This is a genomic window from Nocardioides cynanchi, assembly GCF_008761635.1.
GTDB lineage: Bacteria > Actinomycetota > Actinomycetes > Propionibacteriales > Nocardioidaceae > Nocardioides > Nocardioides cynanchi.
On record NZ_CP044344.1, the window covers coordinates 1,495,216 to 1,516,690 of the forward strand.

The window sequence follows — 21,475 nt, forward strand, 5'->3', positions numbered from 1 at the left end:
CTGCTCAGTGCGCCGCGGCGTGGTGGGTGCCGTGCGTGGTGCCCTGTCTACCGGCGCGCCGCCCCTGGTGCCGGGAACCGTGGCCCGTGTTGTCCGACGACTTTGTCGTCGACCCTGGCTGGTCCTGGTGACGCCCGCCGCCGGTGCGGACGATCGTCACGTGCGCGGCCGGGTCGAAGGCCGCGGGCTTGGCCGGCGGCGGTGCCGTCAGCCGGAGCTTGTCGAGACGGGTCGCGGGGGTCGGGTCGCCGAGCACCTTGCCGGTCGCGAGGTCGAGCACCGCCGGGCTGGTGGGCAGCACCATGCCCATCTTCTGCGCCCGCATCGCGATCAGCTGCGGGTCGCGCAGGTGGTCCAGCTGCATCTCCAGACCCTGCTGCTGCGCCACCAGCGTGTCCGCCTGGTGCTGCAGGGAGGTGGCGGCGAAGGACGCCTGCTGCATGGAGGTGTTGAAGAGGAGCAGCCCCACGATGCCGCCGACGGCGACCATCGAGACCACCAGCAGGAACGGCACGGGACTGGTCCGCCGGCGGCGGCGCCGGGGCACGACCGTCAGCCGCGCGCGCTCGATGGCGGCGCCGGCGAGGCGCGGGACTCGGCTCCGCAGGGCCAGGGCGGGACTGCTCATCAGGCGACTCCTCTGTCGGGGCGGATCCGTTCGACCGCGCGCAGCCGGACCGAGGCCGCACGCGGGTTGGAGGCGATCTCGTCGGCGTCGGCCCGCTCGGCGCCGCGGGTGACCAGGCGCAGCGCGGGCTCGCGGTCTGCGGGCACGACCGGGAGGTCGTGCGGGACGTCGACCGTGGTGACCAGGGCGAAGGCCCGCTTGACCAGCCGGTCCTCGAGCGAGTGGTAGGACTCCACGACGACGCGCCCGCCGACGGCGAGGGAGTCGATCGCGGCCGGGATGGCGCGTCGCAGCACGCCGAGCTCGTCGTTGACCTCCATCCGCAGCGCCTGGAAGGTGCGCTTCGCGGGATGCCCCCCGGTACGACGTGCCGGCGCCGGGATCTGGTCGTAGAGCAGCTCGACCAGCCGTGCCGACGACGTGAACGGCTCCGTCTCACGTTGCCGGACCACGGCGGCGGCGATCCGGGAGGCGAACTTCTCTTCGCCGTACTCCCGCAGGATCCGGGCCAGGTCGCCGTGGGAGTAGGTGTTGAGGACGTCGGCCGCGGTGGGGCCGGTGGTCGGGTCCATCCGCATGTCCAGCGGTGCGTCCTCGCGGTAGGCGAAGCCGCGCTCGGCCACGTCGAGCTGCATCGAGGAGACCCCGAGGTCGAAGAGCACGGCGTCGGCCCGGGCCACGCCGAGGTCGTCCAGCACCTCGGGGATCGCGTCGTACGTGGCGTGCACGCCGGTGAACCGGTCGCCGTACGACGCCAGCCGCTCGCCGGCGCGGCGCAGCGCCTCGGGGTCGCGGTCGATGCCGATCACCCGGGCCAGCTCGCAGCGGCCGAGCACCGCCTCGCTGTGGCCGCCGAGACCCAGGGTGGCGTCGACGAGGACCGCGCCCTCGTGTCCGAGGGCAGGCGTCAGGAGGGCGACGACCCGGTCGAGCAGCACCGGGACGTGGGAGGGGCTGGTCATGGTCCGGCCTAGCGCCCCAGCTGGGCCAGCAGCAGCAGACCCCCGGCGACGCCTACGGACGAGGCGGCCGAGAAGGCCATCAGGGCCACCGCGTCCCGCGCCTGCTGGCGGACCCGCGGGCCGCCGCTCGCGACGGGCACCGACCCCGGAAGGGGTGGTGCCGCCAGACGGGTGGACGTGAGACTCATCGGTTTCGACCCCGCTCGATGGGAACTGGTGCTGCCGGTGGATGTGGTGCAGCGACTCGTCCAGCCAGGTCTCTGCCCGCTCCCGTCGGGACCGCGCCCTGTGGGAGCGGCGGTCGAGATGGGGAAGCGCCTTCTGGTGCCGGGGAAGTTGCCCCAGACGGCGCGGGAGCGGGCACGAGACCTCGCTGTACGAATCGCTGTGGAGTTGTGTCTGTGGGAGTGAGGACCCGCCGGCCGGTCAGCCGGTGGGGAAGATGTCCTCGCTCATGTCGGCGAACGTCTGGCTGTGCTCGGTCTCCCAGGCGGCGATCCGGGCCGGGTCCCAGATCTCCACGCGGTTGAGCGCACCGATCACGACGACCTCACGATCGAGGCCGGCGTACTCCTTCAGCGGTGCCGGGATGGTGATCCGGCCCTGCTTGTCCGGCTTGTCCTCGGCCGCCCGCATGGCCAGGAAGCGGCCGTACTCCCGGGCCTGGCGGACCGTGAGCGGCGCCTGCTGCACCTGGGCGGCCATCTCGGTGAACGACGCGATCGAGAAGACGTTGAGGCAGAAGTCCTGTCCCTTCGTCACCACGAGTCCCTCCGCGAGCTGGTCCCTGAACTTGGCCGGGAGGAACAGGCGGTTCTTCTCGTCGAGCTTGGGGTTGTAGGAGCCCACGAACATCGGGGCACCTCCACCTGGCTCGACCTGCCCTCCACTTCGCGCCACTTTACCCCACTTTCATCCACCGTCAACCACATTCGGGGTAAAGACGCGGCGGATCCACGCCTGAGCGCGGCTCGGCCGGCGCCGGTGCGCCACCGCAGCGCGCATCCCCACTCCCCCGACGCCCTGCCCCATCACCGCAGGTCAGCGCGTTGCCGCCGCAGATGGGACTGCCGCAGAACGGCGCGTGGGGGGCGCGGTGGGGGGTGGTGGGGCGTCCCAGGACCCGTCGCCGACGGGGTGGAGGGCAGTGGAGTGGAGCTGCCTGGGCGAGGCCGCGGCGGGCGCCGGCGAGCAATCCGCAACCAAACCGTGACCCCGGGAGTCAGAACCAAGCAACGCCTCGACACGTAGGTTGTCCTGCACGACCTGGAACCGGCCGCCGCCGAACCGCGCCCCGGACCAGATCAACGGGTGGACGCGCAACGCGCTGGTTACGACGGGAAGGACGGCTCGTGGCTGTTCCGGCTTCACAGGGTGCAGATCTGGACACGCTCGGCCGGGTGGTCGACAAGGTCCGGAGCAACATCAAGCGGGTGATCGAGGGCAAGCCCGACGTGATCAGCTCCGCGGTGACGGTGCTGCTGGCCGAGGGCCATCTCCTGATCGAGGACGTGCCCGGCGTCGGCAAGACGATGCTGGCCAAGTCGCTGGCCCGCAGCATCGACTGCTCGGTACGCCGGATCCAGTTCACCCCCGACCTCCTGCCCTCCGACGTCACCGGGGTCTCGGTCTACAACCAGGAGTCGCGCGACTTCGAGTTCCGGCCCGGCGGCGTCTTCGCCAACATCGTGGTCGGTGACGAGATCAACCGGGCGTCGCCCAAGACCCAGTCGGCGCTCCTGGAGTGCATGGAGGAGCGCCAGGTCAGCGTCGACAACACGACGTACCACCTCGACCAGCCGTTCATGGTCATCGCCACCCAGAACCCGATCGAGATGGAGGGCACCTACGCCCTCCCCGAGGCGCAGCGCGACCGCTTCATGATCCGGCTGTCGGTCGGCTACCCGGTCGAGGCCGCCGAGATCGCGATGCTCGACTCGCACACCATGACCAGCCCGCTCGACGACCTCGAGCCGGTCACCGACGCCTCGGAGATCAGCAAGCTGATCGGGATCGTGGGCCAGGTGCACGTCTCGCAGGCCGTGCAGCGCTACACCGTGGCGCTGGCGTCGGCGACCCGCCGCTCCTCCGAGCTCTCGCTGGGCGCCTCTCCTCGTGCCTCGCTGCATCTGGTGCGGGCGGCGAAGGCATCGGCCGCGATGCAGGGCCGCGACTTCGTCCTGCCCGACGACGTCCTCGGTCTCGCCCCGTCGGTGCTCACCCACCGGCTGCTGCCGAGCGTCGAGGCCGCGATGGGCGGCCGCACCACCAACAGCATCCTGGAGAGCATCATCGCCGCGGTGCCCGTCCCCGAGGGGACCCGTGCGTGAGGCCCTCTCCGGTCTGACCGTCCGCGGACGGGCGTTTCTCGCTGCCGGCATCACGGCGGTGGTCTGCGCGGTGCTCCTCGGACAGCCGACCCTGACCCGGGTCGGCGTGCTCGTCGCCGCGCTGCCGCTGATCACGGTGGCCACGCTGGGTCGCAGCCGTTACCGGCTGGCCCTGGTCCGCAGCGTGAGCCCCCAGACGGTGACCGCCGGCCAGCCGGCCACGGTGGAGCTCACCATGACCAACGAGGGCCGCACCCCCAGTGGGGTGCTGCTGCTGGAGGACCACGTCCCCTACGTCCTGGGCACGCGGCCGCGCTTCGTGCTCGACGGGATCGGACACGGCTGGCGCCGCCACGCGACGTACCAGGTGCGCTCCGACGTCCGCGGCCGTTACGAGATCGGGCCGATGAGCGTGCGGGTCAGCGACCCGTTCGGCCTGGTGGAGCTGGGCCGTTCCTTCCACAGCACCGCACCGCTGACCGTCACCCCACGCACGGTGCCGCTGCCGCCGATCCCGCTCGGCGGCGCCTGGACGGGCTCGGGCGACAACCGGCCCCGGGCCTTCGCGATCGGCAGCGCCGAGGACGTCACCGTGCGCGAGTACCGCCGCGGCGACGACCTGCGTCGCGTGCACTGGCGCAGCTCGGCGCGGGTGGGCGAGCTGATGGTGCGCCGCGAGGAGCAGCCCTGGCAGTCCCGGGCGACGCTCTTCGTGGACAACCGGCTTTCCGCCCACCAGGGGCAGGGCATCGCGTCCTCGCTGGAGGCGGCGGTCTCGGCGGCCGCCTCGATCGCGGTGCACCTCGGACAGCGCGGCTTCACGGTCCGGCTGGTGACGTCGTCCGGCGACGACCTGAGTACGACGTGGCACACCCGCGAGCCGGAGCTGAACACCCGGGCGATGCTCGAGGCGCTGGCCGTCGTACAGCCGGTGACCAACTACCGCATCGACACCGGCTGGCTGGCCGAGTCGACCCACGGAGGGCTGCTGCTCGCCGTGATCGGCGCGATCACCGAGGCGGACGGCCCGATGTTGCGCCGGATGCACCACCACGCCGGCACCGCCCTGGCTCTGGCCCTCGACGTCTCGGCCTGGGGATCCTCCAGCGCCGGGCTGGGCGTTGTCCCGAGCTCCGCGCGGCCGATGCTGGTCCGTCAGGGCTGGCGGGCGGTCACCCTGCGCCCACGTGACCGACTCGACCTGGTCTGGCAGGACCTCGGCCGGACCAGCGCCCACGCCGCGCGCGGCGGAGTGGGACCCGACGAGGTGCGCGCCGTGCCGGAGGGTGCCCGATGAGCGGCCGGGCCACGGGACTGCGCCAGGGCCTGCCGATGGCCCTGGTCGCCGCGGCGACGACCTGGGTCGGGATGTGGTCGTGGAAGGGTTTCACCAGCAACTGGGGCGACTTCCTGGGCCCGCTGCTGTTCGTCGCCCTCGTCGTCTCCGTCGGTGGCGCCGCCCTACGTGCCGCTCCGCTCCCCCGTCGGGCCGGGGTGACGCTGCACGTCCTGCTGATCGTCGTGGTGCTCTGGCTGATGCTCGGCGGCTCGCTCCTCTCGCCGATCGCCTCGACTTGCGACCTCGCCGCCTCGATCTCCGACGCCTGGGTCAGCGCCGCCACGTGGGCGCCGCCGATCCCGACCACGGTGCCGAGCATCGCGCCCCTGATGATCCCGTGCGGTGCCCTCGCGCTGTTCCTGGTCGACCTCACGGCGTGCTGGCTGCGCCGGGTCTCCCTGGCCGGGCTCCCGCTGCTCGCGGTCTACTGCGTGCCGATCAGCCTGATCGGCACGGGCGTCTCGTGGCCGGTCTTCCTGGCGGCCGCGGCCGGCTTCCTGCTGATGATGTTCCTCCAGGAGTCCGCCCACATCTCGCGCTGGGGCCGCCCGCTCGGGACCGGCGCCGCGGGTGCCGACCCGCACGGCTTCGGGGTCAGCAACGGCGCCAGCAAGTCCAGCGCCGGTGCGGTGGGCAGCGCGGCCGTGGTGCTGGCGGTGATCCTGCCGATCTTCATCCCCACATTGCACCTCGACGGCCTCGGCATGTTCGGCTCCGGTGGCAGCGGCAGCGGCGTGAAGGTCACCAACCCGATCACCGACATGCGCCGCAACCTCCAGCGCGGCAAGGACGTTCCACTGCTGGACATCGTCACCAACGACCCCCACCCGTCGTACCTCCGGATCGCGGTGCTCAACCAGTTCAACGGCCTGGAGTGGACCACCGGCAGCCGGCAGATCATCAGCGACCAGCTCGCCAACGGCATCGTGCCGATGGAGCAGGGCCTGGCCAGGGACGTGCCGCTGAAGAGCTACAACTACTCGGTGCAGGCGACCTCGGACTTCGACTCCAGCTGGCTGCCGACCCAGTTCCCGGTCTCCGACATCGAGGCCGCGGGCGACTGGCACTGGGACGCCACCACCATGGACTTCATCGCCGGGTCGGACCAGCCCACCACGGCGGGTGCCACCTGGACCATGGTCAGCTCCCAGCCCCAGCTGACTGCCTACTCCATGGCGCACTCCCTCCAGGCACCGCTGGCCATCCAAAACGCCTTCACCGCGCTGCCGACCACGCTCCCGCCGCTGGTCTCACAGCTGGCCGACCGGGTCACGGCCGGCGACACGACCCGGCTCCAGAAGGCGATCGACCTGCAGCGCTGGTTCCGCAGCACCGGCCACTTCCGCTACAGCCTGAAGACCGCCTCCGGCGACGGCAACAGCGCCCTGACCACCTTCCTGACCCGCGGCAAGGGCGGGCGGATCGGCTACTGCGAGCAGTTCGCCTCGGCGTACGCGGTGATGGCCCGCTCGCTCGACATCCCGGCCCGGGTGGCGGTGGGCTTCCTCCAGCCCTCGCCCGGCCCCAACGGCGACTGGGTCTACTCCGCCCACGACCTCCATGCCTGGCCGGAGCTGTACTTCCGGGGTTCGGGCTGGGTGCGCTTCGAACCGACCCCATCCATCCGGGCCAAGACCACACCGATCTACACCCGCGAGCCGCTGACCAGGCCGAACGGTGGCCCCAAGAAGTCCCAGGGACCCGGGGGCGGCAAGACCGCCACCGACCCCACGTCCGGCCAGTCGGTCAAGAAGCCCCATGACCAGACCACCACGTCCACCTCCTCCGGCTCGGGCTTCCACGTGCCGTGGGTGCCCCTGCTGGTCGGTCTGGTGGTGCTGGTCCTGCTCGCGGTGCTGGCTCTCCTGCCGCGCTCGATCCGCCGTGCACGTCGTACCCGGCGGCTGGCCGGCCACGCCGAGGATGCCTGGGCGGAGCTGCGCGACAGTGCCATCGACCTCGGGGTCGGCTGGCCGTCCCGGCGCTCGCCCCAGGACACCGGGCGACTGCTGGTCGGCTGGTTCGGCGCCGAGCCCGACGGGCCGCCCCCCGTCCGCCCGGCACGCGGTCGCGGGCTGGCGCCCGGAGCCGAGGACGCCCTGGACCGGGTGGTGGGCGCTCTGGAGCGGGTGCGCTACGCGCGAGCGGCTTCGGACGAGCCCGGTGCCCTGGCCGAGGACGTCCGCACCTGCATCGCGGCGCTCGAGCACGGGAGCACCCGCAGCGCGCTGCGCCGGGCGAGCTGGATGCCCCGGTCGGTGTTCGCGCGGGACGACGCCGAGTCCGCACTGGTCCCCGGCGGGCGTGCGTCGGAGACCCTGGTCACCGGCGGCGTGGTCGACCACGTCGGCTGAGCGCAAGCGTCAGCGGGTCGTCTCAGCGGGCGACGCGGGGCGAGCGGTCAGGACTCGCCGTCGTGGCGCCGGCGCCACGGAGTGCCGAACCGGTCGAGGACGGACCCGGTCGGGGCCCCTGGTCGGCTGGGGGTACGGCGGACGCCGGAGCTGCCGCGGAGCGCCGTGAGGGCGATCGTCGCGGACACCAGCATGATCACGAACCCGAGCAGCCCGAGCAGGGTGGTGCGAGAGATGGCACCGAACATGAGCACGGCCAGGCCACCGGCGAAGCAGACCCCGGCCAGGACGGCCCGGCGCTGGGCGGCACGCCGCAGGCTGGTGCCACGGAGGGTGGAGGCGAGCTTCGGGTCCTCTTGGACGAGGGCGCGCTCCATCTGCTCGAGTGCTCGCAACTCCTCTTCCGAGAGCGGCACGGGATCCTCCCCTCGCAGTGAGCTCAGAGCCAGTGTAGGCAGCGGTTCGGGTGTGCGGTAGGCGGGCGACTTAAATTGTGACTATCGGTTCGAGGAAAGCAGGCTCGCGGGCCGCACGGTGCCGGCCCCGAACCTGCGGACGATGCGGTCCATGGCCCGGTCGGCCTCCGACCAGCCCTGGTCCCGCTCGCCCAGGACCAGCTGGCGGTGGACCCGGTCGCGGGTCACCAGACCCTCGACCCGGACTCCCACCAGCCGCAGCCGGGCGCGCTGCAGGCCGAGCGCGTCGTAGGAGCGGACCGCCTCGCGGTAGATCTCCTGGGTGACGTCGGTGGCCTCGGCCATCGTGCGGGACCGGGTGATCGTGGTGAAGTCGGCGAACCGGACGGTGATGGTCACGGTGCGCCCGGCCACTCCGGCCACGCGCATCCGGCTGGTGACCCGGTCGGTCAGGCGCAGCAGCTCGCGCACGATCGAGGCCCGGTCGTCGGTGTCGTGGGCGAAGGTCTCGTTCGCGCCCATCGACTTGTCGGGGTCTCCGCCCAGGACGCCGAAGTAGGAGCCGCTGGTACGGGCCACCACCTGGCGTTCGTCGATGCCCCACGAGAGGTCGTGGAGGTGTCGGCCGAGGTGGTGGCCGAGGGCACGCTGGAGGGTCCGGACCGACGTGTGCGCGAGGTCGCCGACGGTGACCAGACCGAGGCGGTGGAGCATCTCGCGGGTCTTCTCCCCCACGCCGTACAGCTCACCGACGTCGAGCGGGTGCAGCATCGTGGTGACCGACGAGGGCGGGCAGACCACCACCCCGTCGGGCTTGGCCCAGCGGCTGGCCAGCTTTGCCATGGTCATCGAGGCCGCCACCCCGACCGAGCAGGTGATGCCCTGCTCGTCGTGGATCGTGGCGCGCAGGTGCTCGGCGATCTCCTCCGGCGTGCCGAGCCGCCGGGTCGAGCCCCGGACGTCGAGGACGGCCTCGTCCAGCGAGAGCGCCTCCACCAGCGGGGTGACCCGGCGGAAGGTCTCCATCACCGAGGCCGAGACCGTCGTGAAGGTCTCGAAGTCGGGTGCGATCACCACCGCCGCCGGGCACATCCGGCGGGCGCGGGTCATCGGCAGCGCCGAGCGGACGCCGGTCGCTCGGGCGAGGTAGTTGGCCGAGAGCACCACCCCGCGCGACCCTCCGCCGACGATGACCGGGACCTCACGCAGCTCGGGGCGTTCGCGGACCGCCACGCTGGCATAGAAGGCATCCATGTCGACGTGCAGGATCGGCGTGACCGGTGCCGGGCCGGGTGTTGTGCCGGATGCCGGGCCGGGTGTCGGTGGAGGCGACGCCGGGGCGCCGCTCATGAGAGACCACCCCCGGGCAGCCGGGCGGCGGGCGTGGTCAGCGGCGTACGACGTCGCTGCGCACCGGCCCTGCAGCTCCGCTCAGGAGGACCGGTGGGCGAGCAGGTGCAGCTGGGTGGCCAGCGGGAGGTACTCGGGCAGGGTCGCGACGGCCTGCTCCAGCTCGACCAGGGCGGCGGTGGCACCGGGCTCGAGGTCGAGCAGGGAGCCGGGCACCAGGTCGGTGAAGACCCGGACGCCGTGCACCGCGACGGGGACGAACCCGGCCTGCTGCACCAGGCCGGTGAGCTCGTCACGGGTGTAGCGCCGCCCGGACCGGCCCGATGGCTCGGCGGGACGGCGCCCGGCGCCGGGCGCCGGGTCGAGCAGGGCCAGTGCCTGCTGGAAGTGGCCGGCCATGGCCCGGGCGACCACGGCGGCGTAGCGCTGGGCGACGAGCAGACTGAGCATCCCGTCGGGGCGGAGCACCCGGGCCAGGGTGGCCAGGGCGTCGGCCGGGTCGTCGACGACCTCGAGGACACCGTGGCACAGCACCAGGTCGGCGCTCGCCGGCTCGACCACGTCGAGCAGGTCGGCCAGCTCCCCCTGGAGGCCGGCGACCTCGACGTCGTGCTCGCGGGCCCGGCGGGCCAGCGCGGCCAGGGCGTCGGGACTGGGGTCGACCACGGTGACCCGGTGGCCGAGCTCACCGACCCGGACCGCGAGACCACCGGTGCCGCCCCCGATGTCGAGGACGTCGAGGGGTCCGCTGCCGAGCGTCGGCTCCAGCGCGGACCACACCACGGCGGTGCGGGTGTCGCTGCGGCCGGCCATGGCCGCCAGCCTAGAGGCTGGGCGGACCGGCGCCGGATGGGTGTCCGGATGGGTGGGGCGAGGGAGGCGTGGGTCATCCGGGGCTCCCGGGGCTGCGGTGCCAGAGCTTCCTGGCGACGGCCTTGACGTCCTCACCGGGCGGCTTGATGTCGGCGTACGGGGACATCCGGAACCCGCTGGAGTGGGTGAGGACCCGGTGGTGGGTGACCTCCTCGAAGCGCGGCACCACCGCCAGGTGGGCACGGACGGCTTCGATGCCGTCGCGCTGCCAGCGCGTGTGGAGGTCGGGCAGCGGCCAGGCGCCGGTCGCCCTCAGCGACACGCCGCATCGACCGGTCCGCCGCAGCTCACCGCGGACCACCAGCAGCCAGGAGTCGAACACGGTCGCGGCGTAGGGCCCCTGGGCGTCCTCGAAGAAGGTGGCGTCGACCGGGCCGGTGCCGTCGTCGAGGGTCAGGAACACCACCCGCCGCCCGGACCGGACCGGCGGGGTCTGGGTGGCGACCTTGACGCCCGCCACCAGCAGCTCGGCGCGGCTGCGCTGGAGGAGGAGGTCCTTGCTGCGCACCGCACCGAGGTCGTCGAGGAACTCGGCATAGGTGTCGACCACGTGCCGGCTGGCGTCGAGGCCGAGGATCTCCAGCTCGGCCCGCATCCGCTCGTCGGCGTTCATCTCGGGCAGGCCGCTGACCTGCTCCTGCGGTTCGTCGCCGAGGTCGAGGGTCAGCTGCAGCGAGGTCACCGGCCGCGGGTCGGCGCTCGCGCGCGACTGGGCCGCTGCCTTGGCCCACACCCCCTGGCTGGCCAGGGGGTGGCGCTCGAGGGCGACCGACCCCTCGCGGGTCCGGGGGTCGGTGCTGGTGCGGGCGGCGGCCTCCTCGACCCGGAGGTCGGCGGGCCGCGGCACCGGTGCCCGGCCGGCTCTCGACCGCCCGGCCGCGAGCCCGCGGGCTCGGCCGGCGCGCTGGATCGCCCGGGCGTGGCGGTCGAGCTCGGCGACCTGGAGCAGCAGGTCGCGCCGGGTCACCCTGGTCCGGCGGCGCACGCCTCCGCCGGCCGCACCCACGGTGGACCCGAGACCGTAGACGGAGTCGAAGGCGCCTGCCAGCACCAGCCGCTCGGCGGTCGGCCGCGACACCTGGGCGCGGTGCCAGAAGTCGGTGAGGGACACGTAGGGGACCGGCGACCCTGCCCCGGCCGGACCGCCGCCGCGGGCGGCGAGGATCCGGTCGATCTCTGCGGCGTTGATGCCCTTGACCTCGGCCAGCGCGAGCCGGATGCCCCAGGCCCGCCCGTCGGGCCAACCGCCCTCCGGTGCCGCGATGTCGTCGTCCTCGAGCGACCACGCAGCGAGCTGCCGGGGACGGCACTGCTCGACGACGTAGGCCTTCTCGGAGGCGTTGACGTCGAGCCCGAGGATCTCGATGCCGCACTGGCGGGCGTCCTCGAGGATCAGCCGCTTGGGGTACATGCCGGGGTCGTGGGTGAGCACCCCGGCCAGGAAGTGCGCCGGCCAGTGGGCCTTGAGCCACGCCGACTGGTAGGTGGGCAGCGCGAACGCCGCGGCATGGGCCTTGCAGAAGCCGAACGAGGCGAACGCCTCGATCACCTTCCAGATCGCCTCGACCACGGGCAGGGGGTAGCCGCGCCCGAGTGCGCGGGGGAAGAACCAGACCTTGGTCTCGGCCATCCCCTCGACGTCACCGAGGGCGCGTCGCTTCTCGTCGGCCTCGGCGTTGGTGATGCCGGCGAACTGGGCGATCATCTCGATCACCTGCTCGTGGAAGACCACCACGCCGTTGGTCTGCTCGAGGATCGGGCGCAGGTCGTCGTGGAGATAGGTCACCGACCTCCAGCCGTGCTTGGCCTCGAGGTAGGGGGTGATCATGTCGCTCTTGACCGGCCCGGGCCGGAACAGCGAGATGTCGGTGATGATGTGGTCGAAGGTCTCGATGCCGGACTTGCCGACCAGCTCGCGCTGACCGGGTGACTCGATCTGGAACACCCCGAGCGTGCGGGCGGAGCTGATCATCTCGAAGGTCTCGGGGTCGTCGAACGGCACCTGCTCCTCGTCGTCGAGGTCGATCTCGAGGCCGTCGGTGCGGCGGATCAGGTCGACGGCGTGCGCCATCGAGGACTGCATCCGGATGCCGAGCACGTCGAGCTTGAGCAGCCCGAGGTCCTCCACGTCGTCCTTGTCGAACTGGCTCATCGGGAACCCGGCGAAGCTGGACTCCACCGGGGTGCGGTCCAGGAGGGTGGCGTCGGAGAGCAGCACCCCGCAGGGGTGGACGGCGATGTGGCGCGGCAGCCCGTCGAGCCGCTCGACCAGGTCGAACATCAGGTCGAGCCGCGAGCTGTCGAGGCCGGCTGCCCGCAGCTCGGGCAGGTCGCGCATCGCCATCCGGGCGTCGCGAGCCCGGATGTGGGGGAACGCCTTGGCGATCGCATCGGTCTCGCCGGGTGGCATCCCGAGCGCGGCGCCGACGTCGCGGACGGCGTGGCGGACGCGGTAGGTGTCCATCATCGAGACGCAGACGCAGCGCTCCCCGCCGTAGCGGTCGAGGATCGCGCGGTAGATGTCCTCGCGCCGGGCCGACTCCACGTCGACGTCGATGTCGGGCAGTGAGGCCCGCAGCGGCGAGAGGAACCGCTCCATCAGCAGGCCGTGCCGGATCGGGTCGACCCCGGAGATCCCGAGGAGGTAGTTGACCAGGCTGCCCGCCCCCGAGCCACGCGCGGCGCAGCGCACTCCCAGGTCGCGGATCAGGTCGGTGACGTCGCCGACGGTCAGGAAGTACGACGCGTAGCCCAGGCCGCGGATCATCTCCAGCTCGTCGTCGAGACGCTTCCAGATGCGTTGCCGGGGGGCCGAGCCGTAGCGGCGGCCGATGCCCGACTCGCAGCGGTGCCGGAGGATCTGGTCGGCTTGCTGCCGGCCGGGATCGCCGGAACCGGCACCGGAGAGGTCGAACTCCGGGAAGTGGACCTCCCCCAGCCCCAGGTCGGCCCGCGGGTCGAGGGCGCAGCGGTCGGCGACCTGCCGGGTCCGGGCGAGCAGCAGGCCGGCCTCGCGGTCGCTGTCTCCGAGGCCGGCCAGCCGGGCGATCTCCTCGGCGACCTCGTGCATCTGCTTGCCGGACTTCAAGAAGCCCTCGGCGTTGCCGCGATCCAGATGACGCCGGTCGAGGGCGACCAGCCGCCGGGCGGCGTCGAGCACGTCGACGACCGGGGCGTCGCGGCGGTCGGCGTAGCGCACCGCGTTGGTCAGCACCGCACCCAGCCCGGCCCGCCGGGCGAAGCCGGCCATCCGGGCGGCGTGCGGGGTGGTGCCCGGACCCCACTCCCCGCCGCGGCCGGCCAACCGATGGGAGACCAGCTCGAGCAGGAGGTTGTCGCGCGGGACCAGCTCGAGCCACGGGGCGAGCGCCGCGTGGGCCAGGTCGTCACGACGCCGAGCCAGCGCGGCCCCGACCTCGGAGGTCGGGCCGAGCAGCACCACCACGTCACCGCTCGCGAGCCACGGGGCGATCACCGACAGGTCGACCACCGGCTTGCCACGCTCACCGCTCAGCTGGGTGGCCGAGACCAGCCGGCAGATCGCGGCCCAGCCGGCCCGGCCGCCTGCCTGGCCGGCGTGAGCCAGGAACGTGGCCCGCGGAAGCAGCCGGTCGTCGCGGAACTCCCCGCCGCGGACCGGGGTGCGGGGGCCCTGGTGTCGAGAGGCTCGCAGCGCTCGCTCCTGGACCGGTGAGGAGCACGGCCGGACCGCGAGGTCCACGCCGAGCACCGGCCGGATCCCCGCGGCCCGGCAGGCCAGGGCGTGCTTGACCGCGCCGTAGGTGCCGTCGCGGTCGGTCAGGGCGAGGGTGTCCATCTCCTGCTCGGCCGCGCGCTCGACGAGCACGTGCGGATGGGCGGCGCCGTACTGCAAGGAGTAGCCGGACGCGACGTGCAGGTGGACGAAGGGGTCCATCCGGCTAGCCGGCGCGGACGGTGGTGGGCGCGACCGGGCGGCGGACCGGCGGACCCGGGACGACCACCAGATGGGGCGACAGGTGAGAGGGCAGGTGGGGCGCCAGCCCCAACGCCTGCTCGACCAGGGTCAGGAACCGGTCGGCGTCACGCACCAGGTCGTCGGCCTCGCGCTCGCTGACCGCCCGGGTGGAACCCGCCTCGGCCGCGGCCCGCTTCGCGGCACCGGCCGCGAAGAAGGTCGCCCACTCAGCCAGCTCGGGAGCGACCTCGGCCAGCAGGACCCAGGCGTTCTTCTGTGGGCGGCGACGCGCCGGAGCCGGGCGAGCCCGGGCGGCCAGCAACGCGGCCGCGGCTCGCAGCGCGGCCACGTGGGCGCAGGCATAGCGGGTGGGGACGTCGGGGGCGTGGACCGCCTCGCTCAGCGACTCGGCGGACCGGGCGAGATAGGCGTGGGTGGTCGCGGGCAGCGAGAAGGGGCTCTCCTCGGACTCACGACGGCGCTGGTCGCTCATCGGCTAGTCCGCACAGCCGACGAGCGCCCAGCGCCCGTCGCTCCAGTCGAAGGCGAGCTCGAAGACTCCCCCGCCCGCACCGTCGGGACCATCCGCGGGGCCGCGGCCGGCCTCCACCCGCCACAGCTCGCGCTCTCCCAGCAGGTCGACGCCTCGGAGCCCGTCTCCCCCGCCGACCTCCTGGCCCGACCCGGAGGCAGGCAGCGGCTCGTCGGAGCCGATCACCGCCCGGGCTCCGGGAGACTGCCACCACGGACCGGTCTCCACCCAGTGCGCCAGCACGGCGCGGACCTTCCACAACCGGCCCCGCCACAGGAACTGCTCGGGACCCTCCATGCCGGACACCTGACCCATCCGGGTCTCCACCGGGTCGTCGTAACGCCTCATGCCGTCTCCCCCTCGACCGACCCCGCGGATCCGACCCGGCGAGGACGGGGGTCGAGGTCGCCCTCGCCGGAGTCGGATGATCGAACACCTGTTCGAACAACGAGAACGTTACACCTCCCCGCCGACAATGCAAGAGGGTCGGCGAGCAGGTGTGGACGAGCCTCAGACCGGGCTCTCGACCCCGCCGTCCACCGGGCCGTCCACCGGGCCGTCCACCGCGTCGTCGACCCAGGTGTCGGAGAGGTAGTCGAGGGTGTCCCGGTGCCACAGGCAGGCCGCGGCCACCGCCTCGACCACCAGGGAGACCAGGGCGAGCAGCACGAACGCCGCGGGTGGCCGCAGCACGAAGCCGAGGGCCACGCTGGCGAAGATCGTGCCCAGCACGAGGCCGCTCAGCCCGAGCTGGCCCCAGCGGTGCCCCTCGCGGAAGAACACGGTGAGCACCCACACCAGCATCGCGGCCACCACGAACATCGTGGCCCCGACCGGCAGGAAGGCGGGCGGGACGAACCCGGCCCGCTCCAGACCGGCCCGGCCACCTTGGGCGAAGGCCTCGCGGGCGCCCTCGTGCCGGCGCGCCCAGGAGCCGATCACCGAGGTGTAGAAGACCGCCATCAGCACCACGGTCAGCCCGATGATGCCGACCAGGCCCCAGACGGCACGCATCGCCAGGCCCACCGACGCCGGCAGTCGCCGATCCACACCCGCCCCTTCCGGCTAAGGTCGCCGCATGCCCGAACAGGAGCCTGCAGCCGTTCTCAGGTTCAAGGAGGCCCACTCCGCCCGCGGAGGCGGGGGCCGCGTCGTCATCCTGCCAGACCGGGTCCACACCGCCGCCCTGGCCGCCGAGGCGCTGGGCTGCGAGGTCGGCGCGATCGCCAACAGCCTGCTCTTCGACACCGGGGCCGGGCCGGCCCTGATCCTGACCTCGGGCGCGCACCGGGTCGACACCGACGCCACCGCGCAGCGGATCGGCGTACCCCGCCTGAAGCGGGCGGCTCCCGACTTCGTCCGGGAGCACACCGGCCAGGTGATCGGCGGCGTCTCCCCCATCGGCCACCCCGCTCCGGTGCCGACCTGGCTCGACACCGCCCTCCGGCAGTACGACGTGATCTGGGCCGCCGCCGGCCACCCGGCCGCCGTCTTCTCCACGACGTACGACGAGCTGCTGGCGATGACGGGGGCGACCGAGGTCGAGGTCGACTGATGGAGATCTGGGTCAACCCGGCCTGCTCGAAGTGCCGGGTGGCGCTGGCCGATCTCGACGCCGCGGGGGTCGACTACACCGTCCGCCGCTACCTCGACGACCCACCCACCCGCGCCGAGCTCGAGGGCGTGCTGGCCGCGCTCGGGCTCGAGCCGTGGGACATCGCCCGGCAGAAGGAGGCGGCCGAGGAGGGCCTCGCCTTCCCCCGCGACGCCGACCACCGGGGCGACTGGCTCGACGGTCTGGCCGCCCACCCCCGCGCGCTCCAGCGCCCGATCATCACCGCGGCCGACGGCACTGCCGTGATCGGCCGCGACCCCGGCTCCGTGGCCCGGGCGATCGAGCACGAGGCGGGCGGCTGAGGAGATATCCGCCGGCCGTGCGAACCCTCGACCACCAGATCGGAGTAGTCAGGGTGTGAGCCGACGAGACCTGGACTTCACCGAGTACTTCCTCGGCCGTGGCCCGGCGCTGCGCCGCACGGCGTACCTCATCGTGCACGACTGGCAGACCGCCGAGGACCTCACCCAGCGCGCCTTCGTCAAGCTGTACGCCGCGTGGTGGCGGGTGCGCGAGGAGACCCGGGACGCCTACACCCGCAGGATCGTGGTCAACGAGTGCCTGACCCATCTGCGCCGCCGACCACCCGAGTCGCCGACCGACCTGATGCCCGATCACGCCGTCACCCACGACGAGTGCCCGCTCGACGTCGGTGACGCCCTCGCCCTGCTGCCACCCCGGCAACGGGCGATCGTCGCCCTGCGCTACCTCGACGGGCTCTCGGTCCTCGAGGTGGCCGACGCCCTCGGCATCGCCGACGGCACCGTCAAGAGCCAGACCGCACGAGCCCTGTCCACCCTGCGCGACCACCTTCCGCAGCTCATCAACGAGGAGTCCCGATGACCGACCACGACCTGCAGACCCTGCTCCGCGAGCACGTCTCCAGCGACGAGCCCGCGTTCCGCGCGTCGCCGAGCAGCACGATCGCCCGGGGCAACCGGGTGCGCCGCCTCCGGTCCGGTGCGGTGGCGCTGTCGACCGCCGCCGTCCTGGGGGTGGGTGCCGTCGCCCTCCACAGCCTTCCCGACCGGTCCGCCACGGCGGTCGACCCGGGCTTCTCGGCCGGAGGCGACACCGTCGCCCAGCACCTGCTGGCCACCTCCGCCGAGGCCTTCGGCGCGACCGAGCCCGACCTGCCCGACGGGCAGGTCCTCGCCCGCGACGGCGACCTCCGTCCGGTGTCGCCGGACTCCGCTGCGGCCCAGTACGTCACGGTCGGGTACGCCTTGCCCGACGGCCACACCCTGCGCGTCTCGGCCAACGGTGTCGACCCTGGCGACCTGGCCCGGGCCGACGAGTCGTGCGCGTCGGGCCTCGCCGACGGCCTCTACGCGTCCTGCACGTTGACCCACCGGGCCGATGGTTCACTGGTGATGACCTCCGTCGGGGCGATCGGTGCCCCGCAGCCGGACGGCTCCCACCAGATGCTGACGGCGAGCCACCCCCGTACTCAGGACTCGGCCGTCTACTACCTGCGCAGCGTCACGGTGATCGACGCCGCCCAGGGCGTGACCGGCTCGGCGTCCGAGGTCGTGCACACGGCCACGGCCGGCGAGGCCGCCGATGCGTGGACCGTACCGGTCAGCACCCTGCGCGACCTGGCCGGCGACCCGGCCCTGGCCGGCTACGACCTGCCCACGAACCCCGCGCCGCGCACCATCGGCTGACCATGGCCACGGGTCGACATCCCTAGACTCGGCGCGTGAACGCCCTCGCACTGGTCTTCTCCAGCGGCTGGGCGAGCGGCCTGAACTGCTACCTCGTCGTCCTGGTCCTCGGCGTCGCCGACCGGGTCCACGACACCCAGCAGGTGCCCGACGTGCTGCACCGCTGGGACGTGCTCGCGGTGGCCGCCTTCTTCTACGCGATGGAGTTCGTCGCCGACAAGATCCCCTTGGTCGACTCGGCGTGGGACGCCGTGTCGACCGCCATCCGCCCGACCGCCGGTGCGGTCGTCGGCGTCCTGCTGGCCGGCCAGGCCGACTCTCTCAACGGGGCGGTCGCTGCGGCCGTCGGCGGGGGCACCGCGCTGCTGTCGCACTCGGTCAAGGCCGGCACCCGGCTGGCGATCAACTCCTCCCCCGAGCCACTCAGCAACATCGCGGCCAGCGTCTCCGAGGACCTCGCCGTCCTCGGCGTCATCCTGTTCGCGATCCACCATCCCCGAGCGGCCGCCGGCGTCGCCGGCGTGCTGCTGGCCGGGGGGCTGGTGCTGCTCTATCTCCTCGCCACGGTGGTACGACGTGGCTGGCGGAGGTGGAAGGGCCGAGGCCCCAGGGGTCCGGCCCGCGCGGTCGCGACGCCGCCGGCCTGACCGGCCGCTCCCTCAGCCGCCCAGGGTCGGCACGAGCGAGAACCAGGTCCTCAGGCCGTCGTACGACGTGCCCAGGCCGGGACGCAGGTGCCCGACGTACCAGCCGGCGTGGCCACGCCAGGTGTACTCCGCCGGGATGGTCATGGTGCGGGCGTAGTCGGGATCGCTCCACGACGGCTCGGACATCTGCGCCGGCCACCAGATCTTCATGCCCACCGTGGAGCCCACCGCGCGGAAGCAGACCCGCCACGGCATCGGCTGGTACTGCCCGCCGTGGTCGAGGATCACCGGTGAGAGGTCCCACTGGCCGAGCTGGGTGAACGGCGAGGCGCTGCTGCTGTCCCAGGCGTGGACGTTGAACATCCAGTGGGCGCCGTAGTAGATGTTCTTGGTCACGGTGATCGCGGTGGTCACCCCGTCGTGGTGTCGGATCCGCAGCGCCAGGCCCTCCTGGATGAAGTCGTCGGACTCGCTGCTCCAGGTGGCGCAGGTCTGCGCGTCCCGGGCCACCACCGACCGGCTCGGCCACACGACCGCACGGGTGTTGCCGCCGGTGTTGGTCTCCGGTGCCGCGGCGGTCAGCACCGGGCCGTCCTTGACCACGATGAAGGCGTCGCTGCCGTCGCGGGTCAGATAGGCGGTCCGCAGCGACCGCGTGCTCGTGGCTCCGTCGTAGCCCGGGATCCAGGGCAGGTGGACCGAGGCCGAGGCGACGTCCACGGCCCCGAGCGCCAGCAGCCCGGCCGCGGCCAGAGCCGCGAGGGGGCGTCCCGAACGTCGTCGACGCATGTCCGGGTCCTCTCTCGGTGCCGCTCCGGTGAGAGCCGAACTGTAGGCCGCGGCGGCGGCTCCCACCGGGACAACGACCGAACCCGACAGACGTCACCTAGGGTGCGCCCATGGCCCGGGTGGTGGTGATCGGCGGCGGTCTCGCCGGGCTCGCCTGCGCCCTCCGGTTGGCCAAGACCGGCCACGACGTGACCCTGCTCGAGGCCGGTGAGCTCGGTGGAGCCCTGGCGCCGGTCGTCGCCGACGGCTTCGAGTGGGACGGCTCGGCCACGCACACCCTGCTGCCGGCGGTTCTGCGCGACCTCTTCCGCAAGACCGGGCGGCCGCTGGAGAAGGAGCTGGAGCTGACCCAGCTCGACTGCCTGCGCGAGCACTGGTTCGAGGACGGCTCGGCCCTGGTGCTCCCCGCCGGTCGGGCCCCCCAGCACGATGCTGTCGAGTCCCTCGGCGCCGGGCTCGGCCGGCGCTGGGTCGACCACGTGGCCGCCTATGCCGACGACTGGGAGGCCCTGCGCCTCGGATTCATGGAGGTCCCCTGGACCCCGGAGGCGCTGCCCCGCCCGGTCGCGGCGCGGCTCGACTCCCGCGAGTCGCTCCAGCGACGGCTCCGGTCGCTGCGCGACGACCGGCTGCGGCTGGTGGCCGGTCACCCGTTCACCCTCGACGGGCACGACCTGCGCCAGGTGCCCGCCTGGGCCGGCCTCACGTCGTACCTCGAGCAGCGGTTCGGTGCGTGGGCCGTCGTCGGCGGGATGGGCCTGCTCCGCGACGCGTTGGTACGACGCCTGGCGACGCGGGACGTGACCGTGGTCGGCGCCAGGGCCCACGACGTGATCGTGCGCGACGGCCGCGCGGTCGGGGTGGCCACCGCGAGCGGCGACCTCGACGCCGACGTCGTGGTCTGCGCCATGGACCCCAGACGGCTGCCGGCGCTGGCCTCGCTGGTGCGCCGGACCATGCCGGCCTTGCCGCCGGTGGTCTGCCACGTCGGGCTGGAGGACCCGGTCAGGAACCTCCCGCACGAGCTGGTCCTCCACGGCGACCCGACCCTGGTGCTGCGGACCGGTGGCCGCGCACCCGACGGCGCGGCGGCCTGGACCGTGCTCGGGCGGGGGCGAGTCTCGGAGGACCTGCTGACCACCCTCGCGCGGCGCGGCATCGACGTCCGTCCGCGGGTCGTGACCCGCGTGGACCGGTCGCCGAAGGACCTCGTCGAGGCCTGGCGTGGCACCCCGCTCGGGATCGAGTGGGAGGGTCGCGGCACGGTCCGCCGACGCCTCGGACCGACCACGCCGGTGCCGGGCGTCTACGCCTGCGGGGCGCACGCCAACCCCGGCTCGGGCCTGCCGTACGTCGGCCTGTCGGCCGCTCTGGTCGCCCAGGTGGTCGGGCCGGCGTGAGCTAGCGGAGCTGGAAGGTGACGGTCACGCTGGCGCCGACCGACGTCTCACCGGGCTGGAACGACGCGTCCGAGGCCGCCGCCGCCTTGGCCATCCGGACCGGGCCACCGCCGAACCCGCCGCCCTCGGTGATCTCCTGGACGTCGCCGAGCTCGGCCGAGGCCAGCCCGGCCAGATGGGTCGCGCGGTCGACCGCGTCGGCGTAGGCCGCTTCCCACGCCGCGGTCGACGCCTCCGCCTGGTCGGCGACCTCGAGCGAGACCGCCTCGATCTCCAGGTGCTCGCCGACGGCCTCGGCGAGGGCGGTGACCAGGCCGCCGGCGGCAGCGATGTCGGGGCACCGGATCACCAGGGAGTGCCGTGCCGAGAAGCCGGTGGGCCGGTTGGTCTGGTCGTGGTCGCGCCAGATCTGGAGCGAGGTCGAGCGCACCCGCTCCGGCGTGATGAAGCCGTGGGCGGTGGCCGCGATCGCACCGGCTGCGCTGTCGGCCCCGGCGAGGGCCTCGGCCACGCCGGGTGCGGTGTGGACGGCGGAGACACGGACGACGGCGGAGTCGGGAGCGACCCGGGCCTCGCCTTGGCCGGTCACGGTGACGGTGCGCATGGTCGAAACCGTAGCCCCGCACACCCTCCGGG

General features: G+C 73.2%; 22 protein-coding genes. 9 read left to right on the forward strand and 13 right to left on the reverse strand.

All coding sequences use genetic code 11. The features are described 5' to 3' along the window. Positions 1-4 precede the first annotated feature (4 nt). The 4 genes from ftsL to mraZ all read right to left on the reverse strand — a co-directional run bounded on the left by ftsL (position 5) and on the right by mraZ (position 2,445). Positions 5-628 carry a cell division protein FtsL gene (gene ftsL, locus E3N83_RS07415; protein WP_151082678.1) on the reverse strand — a complete coding sequence of 208 codons (624 nt, stop codon included), beginning with the start codon at positions 626-628 and terminating at the stop codon, positions 5-7. Further along, positions 628-1,590 (reverse strand): 16S rRNA (cytosine(1402)-N(4))-methyltransferase RsmH, encoded by a 963-nt coding sequence (gene rsmH / locus E3N83_RS07420; protein ID WP_151082679.1) that lies wholly within the window; start codon positions 1,588-1,590, stop codon positions 628-630. Before rsmH ends, ftsL begins: the two co-directional genes overlap by 1 nt. A gap of 8 nt (positions 1,591-1,598) precedes the next feature. Beyond that, a complete protein-coding gene (locus E3N83_RS07425) occupies positions 1,599-1,778 on the reverse strand; it encodes a hypothetical protein (RefSeq protein ID WP_151082680.1) in 180 nt (59 codons plus the stop codon). 238 nt (positions 1,779-2,016) lie between these two features. Further along, positions 2,017-2,445, reverse strand: a complete 429-nt coding sequence (gene mraZ, locus E3N83_RS07430; protein ID WP_151082681.1) for a division/cell wall cluster transcriptional repressor MraZ — start codon at positions 2,443-2,445, stop codon at positions 2,017-2,019. A gap of 497 nt (positions 2,446-2,942) precedes the next feature. On the opposite strand from mraZ, the gene E3N83_RS07435 reads away from it, so the two are divergent. Genes E3N83_RS07435 through E3N83_RS07445 form a run of 3 tightly spaced genes read left to right on the forward strand, consistent with a single transcriptional unit; the run spans position 2,943 to position 7,613 of the window. Beyond that, positions 2,943-3,920: an AAA family ATPase gene (locus E3N83_RS07435; protein WP_151082682.1), complete on the forward strand. Its 978-nt coding sequence runs from the start codon at positions 2,943-2,945 to the stop codon at positions 3,918-3,920. Continuing rightward, the gene (locus E3N83_RS07440) at positions 3,913-5,217 is read left to right on the forward strand and encodes a DUF58 domain-containing protein (RefSeq protein ID WP_151082683.1); all 1,305 of its coding nucleotides are present in this window, start codon (positions 3,913-3,915) and stop codon (positions 5,215-5,217) included. The genes E3N83_RS07435 and E3N83_RS07440 overlap by 8 nt, the downstream gene beginning before the upstream one ends. Next, positions 5,214-7,613, forward strand: a complete 2,400-nt coding sequence (locus tag E3N83_RS07445; RefSeq protein ID WP_151082684.1) for a transglutaminase TgpA family protein — start codon at positions 5,214-5,216, stop codon at positions 7,611-7,613. The genes E3N83_RS07440 and E3N83_RS07445 overlap by 4 nt, the downstream gene beginning before the upstream one ends. Before the next feature lie 47 nt (positions 7,614-7,660). Here E3N83_RS07445 and E3N83_RS07450 read toward each other — a convergent pair whose 3' ends face one another. The 7 genes from E3N83_RS07450 to E3N83_RS07480 all read right to left on the reverse strand — a co-directional run bounded on the left by E3N83_RS07450 (position 7,661) and on the right by E3N83_RS07480 (position 15,771). After that, a complete protein-coding gene (locus E3N83_RS07450) occupies positions 7,661-8,029 on the reverse strand; it encodes a DUF3040 domain-containing protein (RefSeq protein ID WP_151082685.1) in 369 nt (122 codons plus the stop codon). 81 nt (positions 8,030-8,110) lie between these two features. Further along, positions 8,111-9,379, reverse strand: coding sequence for a DNA polymerase IV (gene dinB, locus E3N83_RS07455; protein WP_151082686.1), 1,269 nt, complete (start codon positions 9,377-9,379; stop codon positions 8,111-8,113). An 81-nt stretch (positions 9,380-9,460) separates the two neighbouring features. Then, the gene (locus E3N83_RS07460) at positions 9,461-10,192 is read right to left on the reverse strand and encodes a methyltransferase (RefSeq protein WP_151082687.1); all 732 of its coding nucleotides are present in this window, start codon (positions 10,190-10,192) and stop codon (positions 9,461-9,463) included. Positions 10,193-10,265: 73 nt separating this feature from the next. Continuing rightward, positions 10,266-14,168 carry a DNA polymerase III subunit alpha gene (locus E3N83_RS07465; RefSeq protein ID WP_151082688.1) on the reverse strand — a complete coding sequence of 1,301 codons (3,903 nt, stop codon included), beginning with the start codon at positions 14,166-14,168 and terminating at the stop codon, positions 10,266-10,268. A gap of 4 nt (positions 14,169-14,172) precedes the next feature. Continuing rightward, on the reverse strand, positions 14,173-14,682 hold the full coding sequence (locus E3N83_RS07470; protein WP_191908000.1) for an SAV_6107 family HEPN domain-containing protein: 510 nt from the start codon (positions 14,680-14,682) through the stop codon (positions 14,173-14,175). A 3-nt stretch (positions 14,683-14,685) separates the two neighbouring features. After that, positions 14,686-15,069, reverse strand: a complete 384-nt coding sequence (locus E3N83_RS07475; RefSeq protein ID WP_151082689.1) for a DUF6504 family protein — start codon at positions 15,067-15,069, stop codon at positions 14,686-14,688. Between the two features lie 162 nt (positions 15,070-15,231). After that, complete coding sequence (locus E3N83_RS07480; protein ID WP_151082690.1) at positions 15,232-15,771, reverse strand: hypothetical protein; 540 nt, start codon at positions 15,769-15,771, stop codon at positions 15,232-15,234. Positions 15,772-15,799: 28 nt separating this feature from the next. On the opposite strand from E3N83_RS07480, the gene E3N83_RS07485 reads away from it, so the two are divergent. From E3N83_RS07485 to E3N83_RS07505, 5 genes are read left to right on the forward strand one after another with little or no spacing between them, the layout of a single operon-like run. After that, complete coding sequence (locus E3N83_RS07485; protein WP_151082691.1) at positions 15,800-16,276, forward strand: YbaK/EbsC family protein; 477 nt, start codon at positions 15,800-15,802, stop codon at positions 16,274-16,276. Then, positions 16,276-16,638 (forward strand): ArsC/Spx/MgsR family protein, encoded by a 363-nt coding sequence (locus E3N83_RS07490; protein WP_151082692.1) that lies wholly within the window; start codon positions 16,276-16,278, stop codon positions 16,636-16,638. Before E3N83_RS07485 ends, E3N83_RS07490 begins: the two co-directional genes overlap by 1 nt. 55 nt (positions 16,639-16,693) lie before the next feature. After that, on the forward strand, positions 16,694-17,179 hold the full coding sequence (locus E3N83_RS07495) for a SigE family RNA polymerase sigma factor (protein ID WP_151082693.1): 486 nt from the start codon (positions 16,694-16,696) through the stop codon (positions 17,177-17,179). Then, the gene (locus E3N83_RS07500; RefSeq protein ID WP_151082694.1) at positions 17,176-18,003 is read left to right on the forward strand and encodes a hypothetical protein; all 828 of its coding nucleotides are present in this window, start codon (positions 17,176-17,178) and stop codon (positions 18,001-18,003) included. The genes E3N83_RS07495 and E3N83_RS07500 overlap by 4 nt, the downstream gene beginning before the upstream one ends. 35 nt (positions 18,004-18,038) lie before the next feature. Next, positions 18,039-18,650 (forward strand): DUF4126 domain-containing protein, encoded by a 612-nt coding sequence (locus tag E3N83_RS07505; protein WP_151082695.1) that lies wholly within the window; start codon positions 18,039-18,041, stop codon positions 18,648-18,650. A 12-nt stretch (positions 18,651-18,662) separates the two neighbouring features. Here the strand turns inward: E3N83_RS07505 and E3N83_RS07510 are convergent, their stop codons facing one another. Beyond that, positions 18,663-19,439, reverse strand: a complete 777-nt coding sequence (locus E3N83_RS07510; protein WP_151082696.1) for a hypothetical protein — start codon at positions 19,437-19,439, stop codon at positions 18,663-18,665. A 110-nt stretch (positions 19,440-19,549) separates the two neighbouring features. Between E3N83_RS07510 and E3N83_RS07515 the strand changes: the two genes are divergently transcribed. Continuing rightward, a complete protein-coding gene (locus tag E3N83_RS07515; RefSeq protein ID WP_151082697.1) occupies positions 19,550-20,839 on the forward strand; it encodes a phytoene desaturase family protein in 1,290 nt (429 codons plus the stop codon). A gap of 1 nt (position 20,840) precedes the next feature. Here E3N83_RS07515 and E3N83_RS07520 read toward each other — a convergent pair whose 3' ends face one another. After that, positions 20,841-21,443: an SIMPL domain-containing protein gene (locus E3N83_RS07520; RefSeq protein WP_151082698.1), complete on the reverse strand. Its 603-nt coding sequence runs from the start codon at positions 21,441-21,443 to the stop codon at positions 20,841-20,843. Positions 21,444-21,475 lie beyond the last annotated feature (32 nt).

Bases quoted from the DNA above. Each gene is read 5' to 3' on its own strand.
- ftsL (WP_151082678.1), bottom strand. From the start codon at position 628: ATGAGCAGTCCCGCCCTGGCCCTGCGGAGCCGAGTCCCGCGCCTCGCC.
- rsmH (WP_151082679.1), bottom strand. From the start codon at position 1,590: ATGACCAGCCCCTCCCACGTCCCGGTGCTGCTCGACCGGGTCGTCGCC.
- E3N83_RS07425 (WP_151082680.1), bottom strand. From the start codon at position 1,778: ATGAGTCTCACGTCCACCCGTCTGGCGGCACCACCCCTTCCGGGGTCG.
- mraZ (WP_151082681.1), bottom strand. From the start codon at position 2,445: ATGTTCGTGGGCTCCTACAACCCCAAGCTCGACGAGAAGAACCGCCTG.
- E3N83_RS07445 (WP_151082684.1), top strand. From the start codon at position 5,214: ATGAGCGGCCGGGCCACGGGACTGCGCCAGGGCCTGCCGATGGCCCTG.
- dinB (WP_151082686.1), bottom strand. From the start codon at position 9,379: ATGAGCGGCGCCCCGGCGTCGCCTCCACCGACACCCGGCCCGGCATCC.
- E3N83_RS07460 (WP_151082687.1), bottom strand. From the start codon at position 10,192: ATGGCCGGCCGCAGCGACACCCGCACCGCCGTGGTGTGGTCCGCGCTG.
- E3N83_RS07465 (WP_151082688.1), bottom strand. From the start codon at position 14,168: ATGGACCCCTTCGTCCACCTGCACGTCGCGTCCGGCTACTCCTTGCAG.
- E3N83_RS07470 (WP_191908000.1), bottom strand. From the start codon at position 14,682: ATGAGCGACCAGCGCCGTCGTGAGTCCGAGGAGAGCCCCTTCTCGCTG.
- E3N83_RS07475 (WP_151082689.1), bottom strand. From the start codon at position 15,069: ATGAGGCGTTACGACGACCCGGTGGAGACCCGGATGGGTCAGGTGTCC.
- E3N83_RS07485 (WP_151082691.1), top strand. From the start codon at position 15,800: ATGCCCGAACAGGAGCCTGCAGCCGTTCTCAGGTTCAAGGAGGCCCAC.
- E3N83_RS07490 (WP_151082692.1), top strand. From the start codon at position 16,276: ATGGAGATCTGGGTCAACCCGGCCTGCTCGAAGTGCCGGGTGGCGCTG.
- E3N83_RS07500 (WP_151082694.1), top strand. From the start codon at position 17,176: ATGACCGACCACGACCTGCAGACCCTGCTCCGCGAGCACGTCTCCAGC.
- E3N83_RS07510 (WP_151082696.1), bottom strand. From the start codon at position 19,439: ATGCGTCGACGACGTTCGGGACGCCCCCTCGCGGCTCTGGCCGCGGCC.
- E3N83_RS07515 (WP_151082697.1), top strand. From the start codon at position 19,550: ATGGCCCGGGTGGTGGTGATCGGCGGCGGTCTCGCCGGGCTCGCCTGC.
- E3N83_RS07520 (WP_151082698.1), bottom strand. From the start codon at position 21,443: ATGCGCACCGTCACCGTGACCGGCCAAGGCGAGGCCCGGGTCGCTCCC.